The organism is Streptomyces pallidus (ex Mingjun et al. 2026), assembly GCF_051550185.1.
Classification (GTDB): Bacteria; Actinomycetota; Actinomycetes; order Streptomycetales; family Streptomycetaceae; genus Streptomyces.
In genome coordinates this window covers 5844444-5861419 of sequence record NZ_CP196181.1, presented here as the reverse complement: position 1 = coordinate 5861419, position 16976 = coordinate 5844444, and the positions used below count along the sequence as shown (strand labels likewise).

At 72.6% G+C, this 16976-nt stretch carries 14 protein-coding genes; 4 read left to right on the top strand and 10 right to left on the bottom strand.

What is annotated here, in order from left to right:
• Nucleotide 1 precedes the first annotated feature (1 nt).
• Nucleotides 2–859 carry a caspase family protein gene (locus tag ACSHWO_RS25980; protein WP_385849828.1) on the top strand — a complete coding sequence of 286 codons (858 nt, stop codon included), beginning with the start codon at nucleotides 2–4 and terminating at the stop codon, nucleotides 857–859.
• A gap of 5 nt (nucleotides 860–864) precedes the next feature.
• Here the strand turns inward: ACSHWO_RS25980 and moaA are convergent, their stop codons facing one another.
• The 3 genes from moaA to ACSHWO_RS25965 all read right to left on the bottom strand — a co-directional run bounded on the left by moaA (nucleotide 865) and on the right by ACSHWO_RS25965 (nucleotide 4065).
• Nucleotides 865–1854 (bottom strand): GTP 3',8-cyclase MoaA, encoded by a 990-nt coding sequence (moaA, locus tag ACSHWO_RS25975; RefSeq protein WP_438315411.1) that lies wholly within the window; start codon nucleotides 1852–1854, stop codon nucleotides 865–867.
• A gap of 193 nt (nucleotides 1855–2047) precedes the next feature.
• Nucleotides 2048–3703: a solute symporter family protein gene (locus ACSHWO_RS25970; RefSeq protein ID WP_438315408.1), complete on the bottom strand. Its 1656-nt coding sequence runs from the start codon at nucleotides 3701–3703 to the stop codon at nucleotides 2048–2050.
• The gene (locus tag ACSHWO_RS25965) at nucleotides 3700–4065 is read right to left on the bottom strand and encodes a DUF485 domain-containing protein (protein ID WP_361087605.1); all 366 of its coding nucleotides are present in this window, start codon (nucleotides 4063–4065) and stop codon (nucleotides 3700–3702) included. Before ACSHWO_RS25965 ends, ACSHWO_RS25970 begins: the two co-directional genes overlap by 4 nt.
• Before the next feature lie 255 nt (nucleotides 4066–4320).
• Here ACSHWO_RS25965 and ACSHWO_RS25960 point away from each other — a divergent pair, with 255 nt between their 5' ends.
• Nucleotides 4321–5862, top strand: a complete 1542-nt coding sequence (locus tag ACSHWO_RS25960; protein ID WP_438315405.1) for a S8 family serine peptidase — start codon at nucleotides 4321–4323, stop codon at nucleotides 5860–5862.
• Nucleotides 5863–5950: 88 nt separating this feature from the next.
• Here ACSHWO_RS25960 and ACSHWO_RS25955 read toward each other — a convergent pair whose 3' ends face one another.
• The 3 genes from ACSHWO_RS25955 to ACSHWO_RS25945 form a co-directional block, all read right to left on the bottom strand.
• Nucleotides 5951–6994, bottom strand: a complete 1044-nt coding sequence (locus ACSHWO_RS25955; RefSeq protein WP_361087610.1) for a zinc-dependent alcohol dehydrogenase family protein — start codon at nucleotides 6992–6994, stop codon at nucleotides 5951–5953.
• A 64-nt stretch (nucleotides 6995–7058) separates the two neighbouring features.
• Nucleotides 7059–7781: a lysoplasmalogenase gene (locus tag ACSHWO_RS25950; protein ID WP_438315401.1), complete on the bottom strand. Its 723-nt coding sequence runs from the start codon at nucleotides 7779–7781 to the stop codon at nucleotides 7059–7061.
• Entirely contained in the window at nucleotides 7778–8698 is a 921-nt protein-coding gene (locus tag ACSHWO_RS25945) for a sterol desaturase family protein (RefSeq protein ID WP_438315398.1), read from the bottom strand. The genes ACSHWO_RS25950 and ACSHWO_RS25945 overlap by 4 nt, the downstream gene beginning before the upstream one ends.
• 92 nt (nucleotides 8699–8790) lie before the next feature.
• Between ACSHWO_RS25945 and ACSHWO_RS25940 the strand changes: the two genes are divergently transcribed.
• Nucleotides 8791–11889, top strand: coding sequence for an NACHT domain-containing protein (locus tag ACSHWO_RS25940; protein WP_438315395.1), 3099 nt, complete (start codon nucleotides 8791–8793; stop codon nucleotides 11887–11889).
• A 22-nt stretch (nucleotides 11890–11911) separates the two neighbouring features.
• On the opposite strand, the gene ACSHWO_RS25935 is transcribed toward ACSHWO_RS25940, so the two are convergent.
• Genes ACSHWO_RS25935 through ACSHWO_RS25920 form a run of 4 tightly spaced genes read right to left on the bottom strand, consistent with a single transcriptional unit; the run spans nucleotide 11912 to nucleotide 16127 of the window.
• Entirely contained in the window at nucleotides 11912–13132 is a 1221-nt protein-coding gene (locus ACSHWO_RS25935; RefSeq protein WP_438315392.1) for an amidohydrolase family protein, read from the bottom strand.
• Nucleotides 13129–14433: an amidohydrolase family protein gene (locus ACSHWO_RS25930; protein WP_438315389.1), complete on the bottom strand. Its 1305-nt coding sequence runs from the start codon at nucleotides 14431–14433 to the stop codon at nucleotides 13129–13131. The genes ACSHWO_RS25935 and ACSHWO_RS25930 overlap by 4 nt, the downstream gene beginning before the upstream one ends.
• A gap of 10 nt (nucleotides 14434–14443) precedes the next feature.
• Nucleotides 14444–15328 carry an SDR family NAD(P)-dependent oxidoreductase gene (locus ACSHWO_RS25925; RefSeq protein WP_438315386.1) on the bottom strand — a complete coding sequence of 295 codons (885 nt, stop codon included), beginning with the start codon at nucleotides 15326–15328 and terminating at the stop codon, nucleotides 14444–14446.
• A gap of 1 nt (nucleotide 15329) precedes the next feature.
• Nucleotides 15330–16127, bottom strand: a complete 798-nt coding sequence (locus ACSHWO_RS25920; RefSeq protein ID WP_385806996.1) for an acetoacetate decarboxylase family protein — start codon at nucleotides 16125–16127, stop codon at nucleotides 15330–15332.
• 148 nt (nucleotides 16128–16275) lie between these two features.
• On the opposite strand from ACSHWO_RS25920, the gene ACSHWO_RS25915 reads away from it, so the two are divergent.
• Nucleotides 16276–16974 carry a TetR/AcrR family transcriptional regulator gene (locus ACSHWO_RS25915; RefSeq protein ID WP_404243052.1) on the top strand — a complete coding sequence of 233 codons (699 nt, stop codon included), beginning with the start codon at nucleotides 16276–16278 and terminating at the stop codon, nucleotides 16972–16974.
• The last annotated feature ends 2 nt before the right edge of the window (nucleotides 16975–16976 follow it).

Here is a 16976-nt window from a genome sequence, read left to right as displayed (position 1 = left end):
CATGCCCAAGGGCCTGTCCATCCACATCGGCATCAATGAGATCGACGAGAGCAAGTACGGCACGAAGGCCGAGCTGAAGAACCCCGAGAACGACGCACTGACCATGGCCGGCGTCGCCGCGGCCAACCGGTACGAGACCCTCGCCACCCTGCTCACCAAGGACGCGACCAGCGAGAGGGTGACGGCGTCGCTGAAGGAGGCGGCCTCCCGGCTCACCGGCGGGGACATCCTCCTGCTGACGTACGCGGGCCACGGCGCGCAGGTGCCGGACAAGAACGGCGACGAGCCCGACCGCCGCGACGAGACCTGGGTGCTCTACGACCGCCAGTTCATCGACGACGAGCTGTACGCCCTCTTCGGCTCGTTCGACGAGGACGTGCGCATCCTCGTCCTCTCCGACAGCTGCCACAGCGGGTCGGTGGCCCGGGACCTGTCCCTCTTCCTCGACAAGTCGGAGCTGGAGCGGGCCTTCGACACCAGCGAGCCCGCCGAGGTCCGCACCCGGATGCGGGTGCTGCCGCAGGACGCGCAGTTCCGCAACTACCAGCGCGACCAGGAGCTCTACGACCGGATCCAGCAGACCGTGCCCGCGATGGAGCACGCGGAGATCGGGGCGGACATCCTGCTGATCTCCGGCTGCCAGGACAACCAGACCTCCAGCGACGGAGCCGGCGCCAACGGCCTGTTCACCGAGACCTTCCTCAAGACCTGGAAGAACGGCGCCTTCCAGGGCACGTACTCCAGCCTGCACCGGCAGATCGTCGAGCAGATGCCCTTCTACCAGACCCCGAACCTCTTCCAGGCGGGCAAGGCCAGCGCCGCCTTCACCGGCCAGTCGCCGCTGGCCATCCAGGTCTGAGCGGCTTAGCCGCCGATCGCCGACATCGGACGGTCGGGCTGGAGGAAGGCCGGGTCGTCGAGGCCTGACCCGGCCTTCTTCCCCCACATCGCGGTCTTCCACAGCCCGGCGATCTCCTCGTCGGGGGCGTCGGAGCGCAGGGCCTCGCGCAGGTCCGTCTCCTCGGTGGCGAACAGGCACGTACGGACCTGGCCGTCCGCGGTGAGCCGGGTGCGGTCGCAGGCACTGCAGAAGGGCCGGGTCACGGAGGCGATGACCCCGACGGTGGCCGGGCCGCCGTCGACGGTCCAGCGCTCGGCGGGGGCGGAACCGCGCTCCCCGGCGCCTTCCTCGGTGAGGGTGAAGCGGGTGCGCAGGGAGGCGAGGACGTCGCCCGCCGTGATCATGCCGTCGCGCTTCCAGCCGTGCTGGGCGTCCAGCGGCATCTGCTCGATGAAGCGGAGCTCGTACCCGTTCTCGACGGCCCAGGCCAGCAGGTCGGGGGCCTCGTCGTCGTTCAGGCCGGGCATCAGGACGGCGTTGACCTTGACCGGGGTGAGGCCCGCCGCGCGGGCGGCGGCCATGCCGTCGAGGACGTCCTGGTGCCGGTCGCGCCGGGTGAGCGTCTTGAAGACGTCGGGGCGCAGGGTGTCCAGCGACACGTTCACCCGGTCCAGGCCGGCGGCCTTGAGCGCCTCGGCGGTGCGCTTGAGGCCTATGCCGTTGGTGGTCAGCGACATCCTGGGGCGCGGCTCCAGGGCGGCGCACTGCTCGACGATCCCGACCAGGCCGGGGCGCAGCAGGGGCTCGCCGCCGGTGAAGCGGATCTCGGTGATCCCGAGCCGGGTGACGGCGATGCGGATCAGCCGGACGATCTCCTCGTCGGTGAGCAGGTCGGACTTGCCGAGCCACTGCAGGCCTTCCTCGGGCATGCAGTACGTACAGCGCAGATTGCACCGGTCGGTGAGCGAAACGCGCAGGTCAGTGGCCACGCGGCCATAGGTGTCGAGAAGCACTGTGGGCCCCCTCCCCGATCCGGTTCCTAGGAGATGTGCGCCGCCTGGTTGGAGAGTGCATGCGCTGTGATCGAGCCTACGCGAGACGGGTGGCGCGGCGGGATACCCGTTCGAACCAGAGACGGCGTAGCCGTGTCGTACGGATCTACGACACGGCCGCGCTGCGCGTGCGGGGCGTTCACCGGGCGGGGTGTCAGTGGGCGCCGGTTCCGGTGAGGGAGCGGACCTCCAGCTCGGCGAACTTCTGCGGGTCGGCCTTCTCCTTGGACAGGACGGTGCCCAGCCAGCCCAGCAGGAAGCCGAGCGGGATGGAGACGATGCCGGGGTTCTCCAGCGGGAACCAGTAGAAGTCGGCGTCCTTGAACATCGAGGTGGGCTTTCCGGAGACGACCGGGGAGAACAGCACCAGGACCACCGAGGAGACCAGGCCGCCGTAGATCGACCACAGCGCGCCCCGGGTGGTGAAGCGCTTCCAGAAGAGGCTGTAGAGGATCGTCGGCAGGTTGGCGGAGGCGGCGACCGCGAAGGCGAGGGCGACGAGGCCGGCGACGTTGAGGTCGCGGGCCAGCGCGCCGAGGAAGATCGCGACGGCGCCGATGACGACGGTGGACCAGCGGGCCGCCCGGACCTCCTCCGCCTCGGTGGCGTTGCCCTTGCGGATCACGTTCACGTACAGGTCGTGGGCGAAGGACGAGGAGGAGGCGAGGGTGAGCCCGGCGACGACGGCGAGGATGGTGGCGAAGGCGACCGCGGAGATCACGGCGAGCAGGATCGCGCCGCCGGTGGAGCCGGCGCCGCCGCCGAGTTCCTGGGCGACCAGCGGGGCCGCGGTGTTGCCAGCCTTGTTGGAGGCGATGATGTCGGTCCGCTTGAGCAGGGCGGCGGCGCCGAAGCCGAGGGCGATGGTCATCAGGTAGAAGGCGCCGATGATGCCGATGGCCCAGTTCACGGACTTGCGGGCCGCCTTGGCCGTGGGCACGGTGTAGAAGCGGATCAGGATGTGCGGCAGGCCCGCGGTGCCCAGGACGAGGGCGATGCCGAGGGAGACGAAGTCCAGCTTCGAGGTGGAGTCCTTGCCGTACTTCAGCCCGGGCTCCAGGAACTTGGCGCCCTGGCCGCTGTTCTCCGCGGCGGCGCCGAGCAGGTCGGAGATGTTGAAGTCGAACTTGAGCAGCACCAGGAAGGTGATCAGCAGGGCGCCCGCGATGAGCAGCACCGCCTTGATCATCTGGACCCAGGTGGTGCCCTTCATGCCGCCGATGGTCACGTAGACGATCATCAGGACGCCGACCAGCGCGACCACGGCCACCTTGCCGCCGTCGCTGGTGATACCCAGCAGCAGGGAGACGAGCACGCCCGCGCCCGCCATCTGGGCGAGCAGGTAGAAGATCGAGACCACGATGGTGGAGGTGCCGGCGGCGGTGCGCACGGGCCGCTGGCGCATCCGGAAGGCCAGGACGTCGCCCATGGTGTAGCGGCCCGAGTTCCGCAGCGGCTCGGCGACCAGCAGCAGCGCCACGAGCCAGGCCACGAGGAACCCGATGGAGTAGAGGAAGCCGTCGTAGCCGAAGAGGGCGATGGCGCCGGCGATACCCAGGAAGGACGCGGCGGACATGTAGTCGCCGGAGATGGCGAGGCCGTTCTGGAAGCCGGTGAACTGGCGGCCGCCCGCGTAGAAGTCGGCGGCGTCCCGGGTCTGGCGGCCGGCCCAGACCGTGATGATCAGGGTGGCGACGACGAACAGGCCGAAGAGGGTGATGATCAGCGGCCGGTGCGCGCCGGCGCCGGCCGCGGCCGCGGCCGTGGTGTGCGGCGCCGCGGCCGCCGTGAGGTGCAGCGTCCCGGTCATGCGCCGTTCTCCATCCGCGCCTTGATGGCCTCCGCCTTCGGGTCGAGCTTCTGCGCCGCGTGCCGCGAGTACAGCCAGGCGATGAGGAACGTCGTCGCGAACTGGCCGAGGCCCAGGGCGAGGGCGACGTTGATGTTGCCGAAGAGCTTGGTCCCCATGAAGCCGCCGGCGTAGTTGGACAGCAGGACGTAGAGCAGGTACCAGGCGATGAAGGCGACGGTGAGCGGGAAGGCGAAGGAGCGGTGGGAACGGCGCAGTCCGGCGAACTCGTCGCTCTGCTGGACGGCGGTGAACTGCTCGGCGGTGGGGCTTGCCGTGGTCGTTCCCGCGCTGCCCGGCGGCGGCGCTGCTTCGGTGGTCACGGGGGGCTCTCCTTGTGACGCTGGTGCGGTGGGGACGGACAAATCAACCTCCGTGCGGGGGGACGGCGAACCGGTCCCCCTGTCAACGGCACGGACGAAGGGCCGGCGCGGTTCAACTTCGGCGGATTCTTTGGAAACTGATTCCTCGAACTGATGGCGCAGGGGCGAGCACCGGCACTAGGTTCACCTGTCATGAACCCGTCGTCCTGCGCGACCGCGCACGGACGGCTTTTTCACGGATGATGTGGAGAACCCATGGCTCATCTGGGATCCGGCCGCCGGCGTCTCGCCGTACCGGTCGGCCTGGCGCTCACCGCCTCGCTCGCCTTCCTCCCCTCGGTCGCGGCCTCCGCCGCGCCGCTGGGCACCACGGCGGGCGCCGCCTCGGCGGCGAAGACCGACACCACCGGCCCGAAGCTGTCGTACGTGGCGAACCTGACCGCGTACGGGACGGTGAAGCAGGCGAAGAAGGCCGTCGAGCAGGCGGGCGGCACGGTGGTGACGGCCTATGAGCAGATCGGCGTGGTCGTCGCGCACTCCCAGAACCCGGAGTTCGCCAAGACGCTGCGCGCCCAGCGCAGCCTGTTCGTGTCCGTCGGCGCCACCCGCACGGCCCCCCTGCAGGCGGTGCAGACCACCGACGAGGGCGCCACGCAGAAGCTGAGCGCGGCGGACGCCGCCAAGGCCGCCGCGGCGGCGCAGGCGGGTCAGGAGCCGCTGGAGCCCAACCAGTGGGACCTGCGGACGATCAAGGCCGACCAGGCTCACAAGATCAACGATGGCAGCCCGGACGTCACCGTGGGCGTCATCGACACGGGTGTCGACGACACCCACCCCGATCTCGCGCCGAACTTCTCCCGGGCGCAGTCCGCCAACTGCGTCGGCGGCGTCGCCGACACCTCCGAGGGGGCCTGGCGCCCGTACCCGGACGGCAGCGACCACGGCACCCACGTGGCCGGCACCATAGCCGCGGCCCGCAACGGCATCGGCATCAGCGGTGTCGCCCCGGGCGTCAAGGTCGCCGGCATCAAGGTGAGCGAGCCCGGGACCAGCCTCTTCTACACCGAGGCGGTCCTGTGCGGCTTCATGTTCGCCGCCGAGAAGGGGATCGAGGTGACCAACAACAGCTACTACGTCGACCCGTGGCTCTACAACTGCAAGTCCGACAGCGACCAGGGCGCGCTGGTGGAGGCCCTCTCCCGGGCCACCAAGTACGCGGAGCGCAAGGGCGTGCTGAGCGTCGCCTCGGCGGGCAACTCCAACCACGACCTGGCCGCGGACTCGATCCTCGACGACACGAGCCCGGACGACGCCACCCCGGTCCCGCGGACCATCGACCCGAAGGTCTGCCTGGACCTGCCGACGCAGCTGCCCGGCGTGGTCACGGTCAGCGCGACCGGTGACAAGGGCTTCAAGTCCTACTACTCCAGCTACGGCATCGGCGTCGTCGACGTGGCCGCGCCCGGCGGCGACAAGTACCAGGTCCCGGCGACCCCGGACGCCAACGGCCGCGTGCTGTCGACCCTCCCCGGCGGCGGCTGGGGCTACAAGCAGGGCACCTCGATGGCCGCCCCGCACGCCGCGGGCGTCGCCGCGCTGCTCAAGAGCGCCCACCCGGAGGCCTCGCCGTCGCAGATCCAGCGCCTGATGAAGGCCCAGGCGACCAGGACGGACTGCCCGACGCAGGTGTACGACAGCACGGGCACCCTGGTCGACGCCACCACCTGCACGACCAAGAGGGGCCAGACGGGCTACTACGGCTACGGCGTGATCGACGCCCTGAAGGCCGTGAAGTAACCGCCCACCGCCGACGGCCCACCGCACACCGGTGGCACGGGGCCGGTCGGGGAGCGATCCCCGGCCGGCCCCCGCGTCGTCCGGGGCGTCAGGGCTTGATGATCACCTTGAGGGCGGTGCGGTCGTCCATCGCGCGGTAGCCGTCCGGGACCTCGTCCAGGCCGACGCCGCGGTCGAAGACGGGCGCCGGGTCGATCGCGCCGCTCAGCACGTCCTCCAGGAGCTCCGGGATGTACGCGCGCACCGGGGCCACGCCGCCGCGCAGGCTGATGTTGCGGTCGAACATCACGCCGAGGTCGAGGCCGGTACCGCTGCCGTGCGGGACGCCCACGTAGCCGACGGCGCCGCCGTCGCGGGTGATGTTGACGGCCGTGCGCATCGACTGCTCGGTGCCGACCGCCTCGATGACGGAGTGCGCGCCCCGCCCGCCGGTGAGCTCGCGCACCGCGGCCTCCGCGGCCTCGCCGCGCTCGGCGACCACGTCCGTGGCCCCGAAGAGCTTGGCGATGTCGGTACGGGCCGCGTGCCGGCCCAGGGCGATGATCCGCTCGGCGCCCAGCCGCTTCGCCGCGAGGACACCGCACAGACCGACCGCGCCGTCGCCGACGACGGCCACGGTGGAGCCCGGGCGGACACCCGCGCCCAGCGCCGCGTGGTGCCCGGTGCCCATCACGTCGGACAGCGCGAGCAGTGCGGTCAGCAGGTGGTCGTCGGAGGCGGCCGCGGCGGGCAGCTTCACCAGGGTGCCGTCGGCGTGCGGGACGCGGACGGCCTCGCCCTGGCCGCCGTCGTGGCCGACCGAGCCCCAGAACCCGCCGTGCAGGCACGAGGTGAACAGGCCCTCGGAGCAGAACTCGCAGGTGCCGTCCGACCACATGAACGGCGCGACGACCAGGTCGCCGGCCCGCAGCCCCGACACCTCGGAGCCGGTCTCCTCCACGATGCCGAGGAACTCGTGGCCGATGCGCTGGCCGGGCTGCCGCTGGGCCTCGCCGCGGTAGGCCCACAGGTCGCTGCCGCAGATGCAGGCGCGCAGGACGCGGACGACGGCGTCCCCGGGGTGCTGGACCGCCGCGTCGGGAACCTCCTCCACGCGTATGTCGAACGGGGCGTGGATGACGGTGGCGCGCATGCTGGTACAGCCTCCGGGTCGGGGTGCGGGGGGAATCCGGCCATCGTTGGCCGATACAGCTTCCCTACCGTACGCCTGTCCGACCGCGATCGAGTGCACCGGTCGTCAGCAGGTACTGGGCCGCCGCGTAGGTCGCCATGATCCAGAAGTCGGGGCGGGGCAGCTGCGGCCAGGCGGCGACCCCGCTCGCGATCAGCGAGTCGGACAGCAGGAACAGCGCCCCGCCGACGCCCGCGCGCAGGCCGAACACGCCCGCCCGGCAGGCCATGGCGGTGAGCAGCAGGCTGTAGCAGGCGACCGGGATCCGCAGGTCGGCCGGCAGGTCGCCCCACAGCAGCCCGACGGTGCCGAGCAGGGCGGCGGCGTAGCCGGCGGCCAGGGCGGGCTGCGTCCGGCCCGGGCCGAAGAGGACGAGGTAGCAGACGTGCCCCGCGGCGAAGGAGCCCATGCCGACGAGGAAGGCGGGCTCGGCGTCGAAGAGCAGGGTCAGGTCGCCGCCCCAGCCGAACACCAGGGCCGCGAGCAGCAGCCGCGTGGCCCGGCGCGTGACGGCGTACGCGATGAGCAGCGGCATCAGCAGCGGCTTGAAGACCACGTGGCCGGGGTGCCAGTCGGCGAGCAGCGACACGAGGTCGGCGGCGGTGGCGGCGGCGAAGGCCGCGAGCAGCACCCGGCCGGCGGCGGCGCGGGCCGCGGAAGCCGCGCCGCCGCCACCCGCGCCCGTGCCCGCGCCCGCGCCCGTTCCGTGGGTGCCCGGTCCAGCGGCCGCGGAGGCGGCGGCGCTCACGCGGCCCGCTCCGGGGCGGGCGCCGCGCAGGCGGCCTCAGCGGCGGCCTCAGCGGCGGGGGCGGCGGCGGGGGCGCTGGCGGGGGTGGCGGCGGGCTGCCAGCCGGGGCCGCGGAAGACCCGACCGGCGCGCTCGCGCCAGCTGCGCGCGGCGCGCACGTCGCGGGCGATGGCGGCGTACTCGTGGGTGGCGACGCGCAGCGGGTTGTGGGTGTCGATGTTCTTCGTCAGCCCGAAGACGGGCTTGTCCTCCTCGGGGACCCACGAGCCGAACATCCGGTCCCAGATGATCAGGATCCCGCCGAAGTTGCGGTCGAGGTAGCCGCCCTGGGAGGCGTGGTGGACGCGGTGGTGGGAGGGGGTGTTGAAGACGTACTCGACGGGGCGGGGCAGCTTGTCGATGCGCTCGGTGTGGATCCAGAACTGGTAGAGGAGGTTGACCGAGTAGCAGAAGGCGACGGCCGCCGGGTGCACGCCGAGGGCGATCATCGGCAGGTAGAACGGCCAGGAGGTGGCGCTGGTCCACGGCTGGCGCAGCGCGGTGGTGAGGTTGAACTTCCGGCTGCTGTGGTGGACGACGTGGCAGGCCCACAGGATCCGGATGACGTGGTGCCCGCGGTGCTGCCAGTAGTAGAAGAAGTCCTGGGCGAACAGCATCAGCAGGAAGGTCCACCACAGGAACGGCACCCGCAGCGGGGTCAGTTCGTAGACCGCGGTGTAGATGGCGACGACCGGGATCTTCCACAGGAAGTCGAAGAAGATACTGCCGATGCCCATGGTGAGGCTGGTGACGGCGTCCTTGGTCTCGTACCCGGCGGCGTCCTCGTCGGGATGGATCCGGTAGCTCACCACCTCGATCACGGTGAGCAGCACGAAGGCGGGTATGGACCACAGCACGACATCGGGCAGATTTGGCATGGGCGCACCTTAGGGCGAGTTCCGGGGTGCCGCTAGGGGTTGTTACCGATCAGTATCCGATGGGGTTACCCCGGGTACAAGGGGGAGGACGCGTGACAGGACTCGAAACGGCCGCCTTACGGGCGGCGGGAGCGGCGGCGAGCCGCCTGTGGAGCTCACGGCTCGGGCAGGTGCCCGGCGCAGGACTCACGGACCGGCCGGTTCGACCGGTGCCGCACTGGCAGCGGCCGACGGAACTCGGCGGACCGGAGCTGCGTCGGCTCGCCGAGCGGCTCGCGGACCGGCTGGGCGAAGCCGTGTCCCGACTGCCGGAGCACGAACGACTGGCCGCGCTCGACGCGGTCACCGACGCCTTCGCCGGAGCGGGCCGGCTCGACGCCGACGCCCTCTTCGCGGCGGACCTCGACCCGTCGGAGCTGGCGGCGAAGGTGCCCGTGCCGGCCGCCGCGGGCCTGGGCCCGGCCGCCGAGGCCGCCTGCCGGGACCTGATCCGGCTGGTGTGCGTCCACGCCGCGGAGTACCTGACGACCCTCCCGTCCTTCGGGGCCCGCGCCGATGTGGAACTCGTACGCCGCACGGGCGAGTTGCAGCGCACGGTGCACCGGCTGGCGGAGCGGGCCGACGGGGCGGACCGGGTCGCCGCTACCGCCCACGCCTTCGAGGAGCGGTACGCGCGCTACGTGGCCGACACCCACGGGCGGATCCAGCTGTTCGGCCTGACCACCGGTCGGCGGCGGGAGGAATGGCCGCTGGACCTCGCGTACATCAGCCTCGCGGTGAGCGGCGAGCAGCAGCCGATGCTGCCCGGCGAACCGGGAGTGCACCGGACCACCGTCAAGGCGGAACACGCCCTCGGGGCGGCCGACCGGGTTCTGCTGCGCGGACCGGCCGGCTCCGGCAAGAGCACCCTGGTCCAGTGGCTGGCGCTGCACGCGGCCCGGCGGAGCGGCGGCCCCTGGAGCACCTGCGTCCCGTTCGTCCTGCGGCTGCGCGCGTTCACCACCGCCGAGAACCTGCCGCTGCCGGAGGAGTTCCTCAAGGCCTCGGGGGTGCCGCTGTCGGCCCCGCCCGGGTGGGTCGAGGAGCTGATGCTCGGCGGCCGGGCCCTGGTCCTGGTCGACGGCGTGGACGAGGTCCCGCAGCGCCTGCGCAGCCGTACGGAGACCTGGCTGCGCTCCCTCGTCTCGGCCTTCCCGAAGGCGCGGTACGTGGTGACCACCCGCCCCTCGGCGGTCCCCGAGGACTGGCTCGCCGGGCAGGGCTTCGTACCGCACTCGCTGCTGCCGATGGAGCGCGAGGACGTGGCCGCGTTCATCGCGCACTGGCACGCGGCGGCCCGCGCCGAAGCCGGCCCCACCGGAGAGGACTTCGACGCGTACGAGGCCTCCCTGCGGGAAGCGGTCTCCGCCCGCCGGGACCTGGGCCGGCTGGCCACCAACCCCTTGATGTGCGCCCTGCTGTGCGCCCTGAACCGGGACCGGCGGATGCAGCTCCCCCGCGCCCGCAAGGAGCTGTACGACGCCGCGCTGGACATGCTGCTGGTCCGGCGGGACACGGAGCGGGAGATAGCCGGGGTCGAGGGGGTCGACCTCACCCGGGACGAACAGATCGTGCTGCTCCAGCGGTTCGCCTACTGGCTGATCCGCAACGGTCAGGTCGAGGCGGGCCGCGACGAGGCCGTCGAACTGGTGGAGGAGTGGCTGGAGGGCATGCCGCAGGTCCGCGAGCAGGCGGGTGCGGAACAGGTGTTCGCGCACCTGCTGATCCGCAGCGGGCTGCTGCGCGAGCCGGTGCCGGGTGCGGTGGACTTCGTCCACCGCACGTTCCAGGACTACCTGGGCGCCAAGGCGGCGGTGGAGTCCCGGGACTTCGGCGTGCTGGTGAAGAACGCGCAGGACGACACCTGGGACGACGTGGTCCGCATGGCCGTGGGCCACGCGCGGCCGGACGAACGGACCCGCATCCTGCGGGGGCTGCTGAAGCGCGCGGACAAGGTCAAGGGCGCCCGCAACCGGCTGGTCCTGCTGGCCGCGGCCTGCCTGGAACACGCCCCGGAACTGGACCCGTCCCTCCGCCGCGAGATCCAGTCCCGCACCGCCGAACTCCTCCCGCCGCGCAGCCGCCGCCAGGCCGAGGAGCTGGCAAAGGCGGGGGAACTCGTCCTGGAGCTGCTGCCCCACGGCGACGGCCTGGACGCCGCCACGGCCGAGGCGGTCGTCCTCACCGCTGCGGGGGTCGGCGGCCCCCGGGCCATGGAGGTCATCGCCCGGTTCCGGTCGGACGGGCGCATCCGGGTGGCGCAGGCCCTCTCCGAGAGCTGGGGCCGCTTCGACGCCGCCGAGTACGCGCAGGCGGTACTGGGCGACGCCGACCTGGGCGAGGCCAACCTGTTGGTGAACGCGGCCGAACAGGCCGCGCAGCTCCACCGTCTCACCCACCTCAAGCGGGTGAACATGCACTGGGCTCCCGGCCTGCGAGCGGTGCTGGAGCAGCGCCGGGACCTCGAGTGGCTGTTCGTCTACCGCAACGACGCCCTCGACGATCTCGCCCCGCTGCGCGGCATGGACCGCCTCGACTTCCTCGGCCTGTCGACGTGCCCGAACATCCGCGACCTCGGGCCGCTGGCCGATCTCCCGCTGCGCAACCTGAGCCTCTACCTGCTGCGGGACGGCCTGTCGATGGACCCGCTGCGTCCGCTCGCCCTCGAACACCTGGGGCTCGGCTACCGGCCCCCGGTGGACCGGGTCGGCGAACTTCCGGTGTCGGAGGGCCTGCAGTCGCTGTCCCTCGGGCTGGGCGCCCGCGACCTCGCACTCGACGGACTGGACCGCTGGCAGAAGCTCAGCAGCCTGGCCATATGCGGCGACGCCCACGTGCGGCAGCTCGTGGCGCACCGCCCCCGCCCGGCACTGACCGGCCTGGACATCGCCGAGGCGGCGGTCGAACCGGACCGGCTGACCCACCTCGAGGGACTGACCCGCCTGTCGCTGAGCCGGTGCACGGTCGGCGGCTCACTGCGGCCCCTCGCCGGGCTCCCCCGCTTCGAGCGCCTCACCGTCTACCGGGCCGAGGGGCCCGTGGACCTCGCCCCGCTCGCCGATGCGGAGCACATCGTGATCGAGGTGGTCGGCGATATGGCGGTCAACGGGGCCGAGGCCTTCCCGCCGGAGCGGCTCGTGCGGTGGGGCTGAGCCGCCCGGCGGGAGCCGTTCGTCACCAGACCCGGACCGAGCCCCCGCGGGCGAAGGCCGGGCTGGTGGCGTCCGGCGGGGGCTCCGGCAGGGGCTCGGCGATCTCCGCGACCGTCGGCCCGTGCTTCGCCGCGAGCGCGTCCAGCAGCGCCGGGTCGAAGCCGTAGACGCGGGCCGCGTTGCCGCCGACCATCGCCGCGACCTCCTCCCGCGGCAGGCCCGCGTACGCGATGCGCAGGCCCTCGCGGGAGTACGGCGTGGTGCCCTCGTCGTGGGGGTAGTCGCAGCCCCACATGATCTTGTCGAGGCCGATCCGGTGGCGCAGCGGTACCTCGTGCGGCCGCATGAAGCTGGCGCCCACGAAGCAGTTGTCCCGCCAGACCTCGCTCGGCCCCCTCCCCATGGCCTCGGCCAGCCCGGCGCCGAACTTGGACTCCGCGGTGGACGCAGCTGCCACCAGTCGGCCGTGGTAGTAGTCCAGCATGTCGAGCACGCCCGGGATCCAGCCGGATCCCTGCTCGGTCAGGACCAGTTTCAGGCCGGGGTGGCGGCGGAAGGCCCCGCCGAAGACCAGGTGCCACAGGGCGCGGTGGGAGAACCAGGTGGTCTCCACCATGAACACCGCGCGGGCGGCCGGTTCGTCCCCCAGCGGCGGCGAGGCGGAGCCGCCGTGGTGGTTGACGGGCACGTCCAGCTCGTCGCAGACCGCCCAGATCGGGTCGTAGGCCTGCGCGTACAGCTCCGGGACGCCGCTGCCGGGCGGGGCTCCGGGGAGCAGGATGCCGCCGGTCAGGCCGGCCTCCTTCGTGCGGCGGACCTCCCGTACCGCCTCGTCGACGTCGTTCAGCAGGATCTGCGCCACGCCCGCGCGGCGGCCGGGGGCCCGCGCGCAGAAGTCGGCGAGCCAGCGGTTGTGCGCGCGCAGGCCGGCCCAGCGCTGTTCGAACTCGGCCCGGGTCGGTGCCGGGGCCATCAGGGAGGCGCTGGGGAAGAACGGCGGGATGGTGTTGGGGAAGACCACTTCGGCGACGATGCCGTCGGCCTCCAGGTCGGCCAGCCGCCGGTCGGAGTCCCAGTTGCGGTCGGCGGTGTCGGCGAGGAGGTCCTCGTACGGGTTGACGTAGCCGGCGGCCCAGGCGTCGAAGTCGTCGTGGTGGCGCTTCTCCAGGTACGGCTTGTAGTCGAGGAGGTCGGCGCCCGCGTGGCAGTCCGCGGAGATCACCGTGTAGCGGTCCTGCGTCACGGCGCCACCCCCAGGACGGGGAAGTCGCCGCCGGTCAGCCAGTGCCGGCCGGTCTCGCGGGAGCGGGCCCAGGACGCCTCGACCGCGGCCTGGTCCGCGGGCTGGCCGAGGTCCGCCGGGGTGGGGCCGATGCGGCGGGCGGTCGGGGCGAGCTTCGCCGTGTCGAAGCCGAAGGCCTCGGCGGCGGCCAGGCCCAGCATCCGGCGGGTCTCGGCGACGGGGATGTCGTGGAAGGTGTCGCGGAGCCACTGCCGGGTGGCGGGCCAGGTGCCTTCGGGGTGCGGGAAGTCGGAGCCCCACAGGATGTTGTCCACGCCGATCTCGTACCGCTGGGCGAGTTCGCGCCGCTTGGTGTTGGTCGCGCAGATGAACACCTGCCGGTCCAGGTACTCGCTGGGCGGCCGCTTCAGCTCGGCGAACGGGCTGAGCTTCTTGCCGCCGTGGGCGCCGAGGTAGAGCCGGTCCATGAACCACAGCTGGTTGGGCAGCCACCAGCAGCCGGCCTCGGCGATGCCGAACCTGAGCCCCGGGTGCCGTTCGAAGACCCCGGACCAGAGCAGGAACCACAGCGGGCGGGCGGGCCACCAGGTGACCTCGGAGACGTAGATCCCGAGGTGGTCGCCGTACTCGTGGCGGGGCGCGGCCCCGGAGTGGGTGACGACCGGCATGCCGGTCGCGGCGGCGGCCGCCCAGACCGGGTCGTAGCGGCGGTCGTGGTACGGGGCCCTGTCGACCCACATGGAGGGGATCATCAGGGCGCCCAGGCCGGACTCCTTGGCCCGGTGGATCTCCGCGACGACCTGGTCGGGGTCGCCGGTGACGGGCAGCAGGGCCACCCCGCAGTGGCGTTCGGGGTGCTCGGAGACGAACTCGGCGAGCCAGCGGTTGTGCGCCCGGGCCCCGGCCATGCCGAGCTCGGGGTCCTGGTCGCCGGAGAGTCCGAGGCCCACGCCGAAGGGCGCGGCGGTCTGGCTGTCCACGGCGTCGGCGTCGGGGAAGACGACCTCGGCGGCCACCCCGTCGCCGTCGAGTTCCTTGAGTCGCCGGACGGTGTCCCAGCCGCCCTTGAGGCCCTCCTCGTGGTCGTGGAACCACTTCGCGGCGAAGGCCTCGTTGCGGATGCCGAGGCGGGTGGCCTCCTCGCGGCGGGCGTCGCGCTGGTCGAGGAACTCGTCGAACGCGCGGTGGAAGCGGGGGTCGAGGTAGGGGCGGTACCGCTCGGTGGGCAGTCCGGCGTGGCAGTCGGAGGAGATGACCAGGTACGGGTCGTCGTACGCGCTGTCGCTGGCACGGTCGCTCAACGGTGGCTCCTCAGTCGAGGATGAAGTTCTCCAGGTAGGCGGGATCGGCGCGGTCGAGCATGGACTGCGACCGGGCGCGGATCTGGCGGTCGCTGTGTTCGCTCGGCGGCAGCATCCAGAAGCGGTCGGCGCGGATCCCGTCGACGACGTGGGCGGCGACCTCCTCGACGGGGGTGAACCGCACCTCGTGGCCGGCGTCCCGCATGGCGCTCTCGTACTGGTCGAGGGTGCGGTACGGGGTCCTGCGGGGCCGCTGCTTGGCGTACCGCTCGGGGCGGTTGCGGTGGGACTCCCACAGTCCGGTGCGGAGCATGTGCGGTCCGGGGAAGAGGACGGACGCGCCGACGGGTGCGCCCTCGGCCTTGAGGTGGGCGTAGAGGCATTCGGTCATGGTGACCACGGCCGCCTTGGTGACGGCGTAGACGGAGGCGGTGGGCAGGGGGGCGATGCCGCCGTCGCCGGAGGAGGTGTTGACGACGTGGCCGGGGTGGCCGGCGGCGATCATGCGGGGGACGAAGGCCTGGACGCCGTGGAAGACGCCCCACACGTTGACGGAGAAGGCCCACTGCCAGTCGGCGGGTTCGTGCTCCCACATCCGGCCTTCGGCGCCGGAGCCGACGCCGGCGTTGTTGCAGAGCACGTGGACGGCACCGAAGGCCTCGTACGCGGTGTCGGCGAGGGCGAGGACGGCCTCGCGGTCGCCGACGTCGACGCGGACGGGGAGCACCTCGGCGCCCTCCGCGGTGAGCTCGCCGGCGGCCTTGTGCAGGGCGGTCTCCTCCACGTCGCCGAGGACGACCCGGAGGCCCTCGGCGGCGAAGCTGCGGGCCATGGCGAGTCCGATGCCGCTGGCGGCTCCGGTGACGACGGCGGTCTGGCCGGCTTCGAGCCGCATCTCACGCGCTCCCTTCGGGCGGGCCGTCGAAGGCCTGCTGGGGGTCGTCGTAGCGCTGGTGGAGGTAGGGCAGGAGGGCCTGGGCGCTGACCCGCTCGACGGCGCGGCCCCGCTGGTCGGTGGTCTTCTCGCCGATGGTGATCTCGACGGTGCGGCGGACGACGAGGTCGGCGACGGGGTCGAACATCGACTCGCGCAGGACGATGTCACCGGTGACGTGCTCCAGCTTGCGGACCTTCTCGTTGCGCGTGCAGTGCACGAGCACCGGATCGTCCTCGAAGCCCGAGCCGTCCACCGCGGGCAGGAACTTGAAGTAGAAGTCGGTCCTGCGGGCCGGTGCGGGCGGCGGCAGCTCCCGGTCGACCGCCCCGCGCACCTCCACGAAGGCGATGCCGTGCCGGGCGAGCGAGGCCCGGACGACGAGCCCGTCGCGCTCGACGGCGACCTCGCCCAGCTTCTTCGGCTCGCCGAAGACCTCGCGGCCGCCGGTCAGCGCGCGCTCGTGGGTCATGGGCATCACCAGCGGGTACCAGCCGTCGACGCCGCCGTGCCGGGCGGCGACCGCCACCGACCCGGCGCCCAGTGGGTAGCCGGGCAGGTCGACCCGGCTGACGGTGGCCCGGACCAGGGGCCGTTCGGCGGGCTTCAGCGGGGGCGGCAGGACCGCCGCCACCACGTCGGGGTCGGTCTCCCAGACGGCCACCACACCGGTGGACCAGATGTCGGGGAGGCTGGAGCTCCTCGCACGCGAGGCCGTGATCTCGGCCTCGGTGCGCGCTCCGTACCGTACGCGTGCCATGGTTCGCACCACCCTTCTGGGGTCCCCCGGACGAGTCCGGGGGAGGTTCTGTAACACAGTTACACCGACCCCGATGAAGGGTAAAGACCCCCGCACACAGCGAAACTGACGGTGCGACAGATTTGCCACGGATTGGCGGCGACCGCCCATGGCCAGGTCCGCGCTCACCCGCGACGAGGTGCTCCGGGCGGCCGCCCGCCTGGTCAGGCAGCACGGGCCGGCCGCCCTGACCATGCGCCGGCTCGCCGCCGAGCTGGGCACGGCGGTGACCTCCATCTACTGGCACGTCGGCAACCGCGAATCCCTCCTCGACGCACTCGTCGAGCTCACCGTGCGCCAGATGGGCGCGATCCGGCCGGTCGGCCGCACCCCCACCGAGCGGGTCGTCTCCGTGGCCCTGGCCCTGCGCCGCGAGCTGCGGGCGCACCCGCACCTGATCGCGATGGTGCACGAGCGGGGGCTCACCGAGCGGATGTTCCTGCCCGCCCAGCAGGCGCTGGTCCGCGAGGTGCACGCGGCGGGGCTGCGTGGGGCGCGGGCGGCGGACGCGGTCCGGGCCGTCCAGTTCCAGGCGGTGGGCTTCGTCCTGGTCGAGCGGAACCGGGAGCGCTCCCCCGCCCAGTCCCCGGCCGAGGGAGAGCTGTGGGACCTTCAGGCCCCCGCGGACCCGGCCCTGTCCCGGGCACTGGCCCGCCCCGCCGACCCGGAGCGGCTGTTCCTGCTCTCCGTACGCGCCCTGGTGACCGCGCTCCTGGGGCCCGGTGGCAGCGGACCGGGCTCCCCGCCGCGGCCGGAATCCGACCCCGGCGGGGAACGGGCTGTCGGTGCGGGCCCGTATCCTCTGTGACC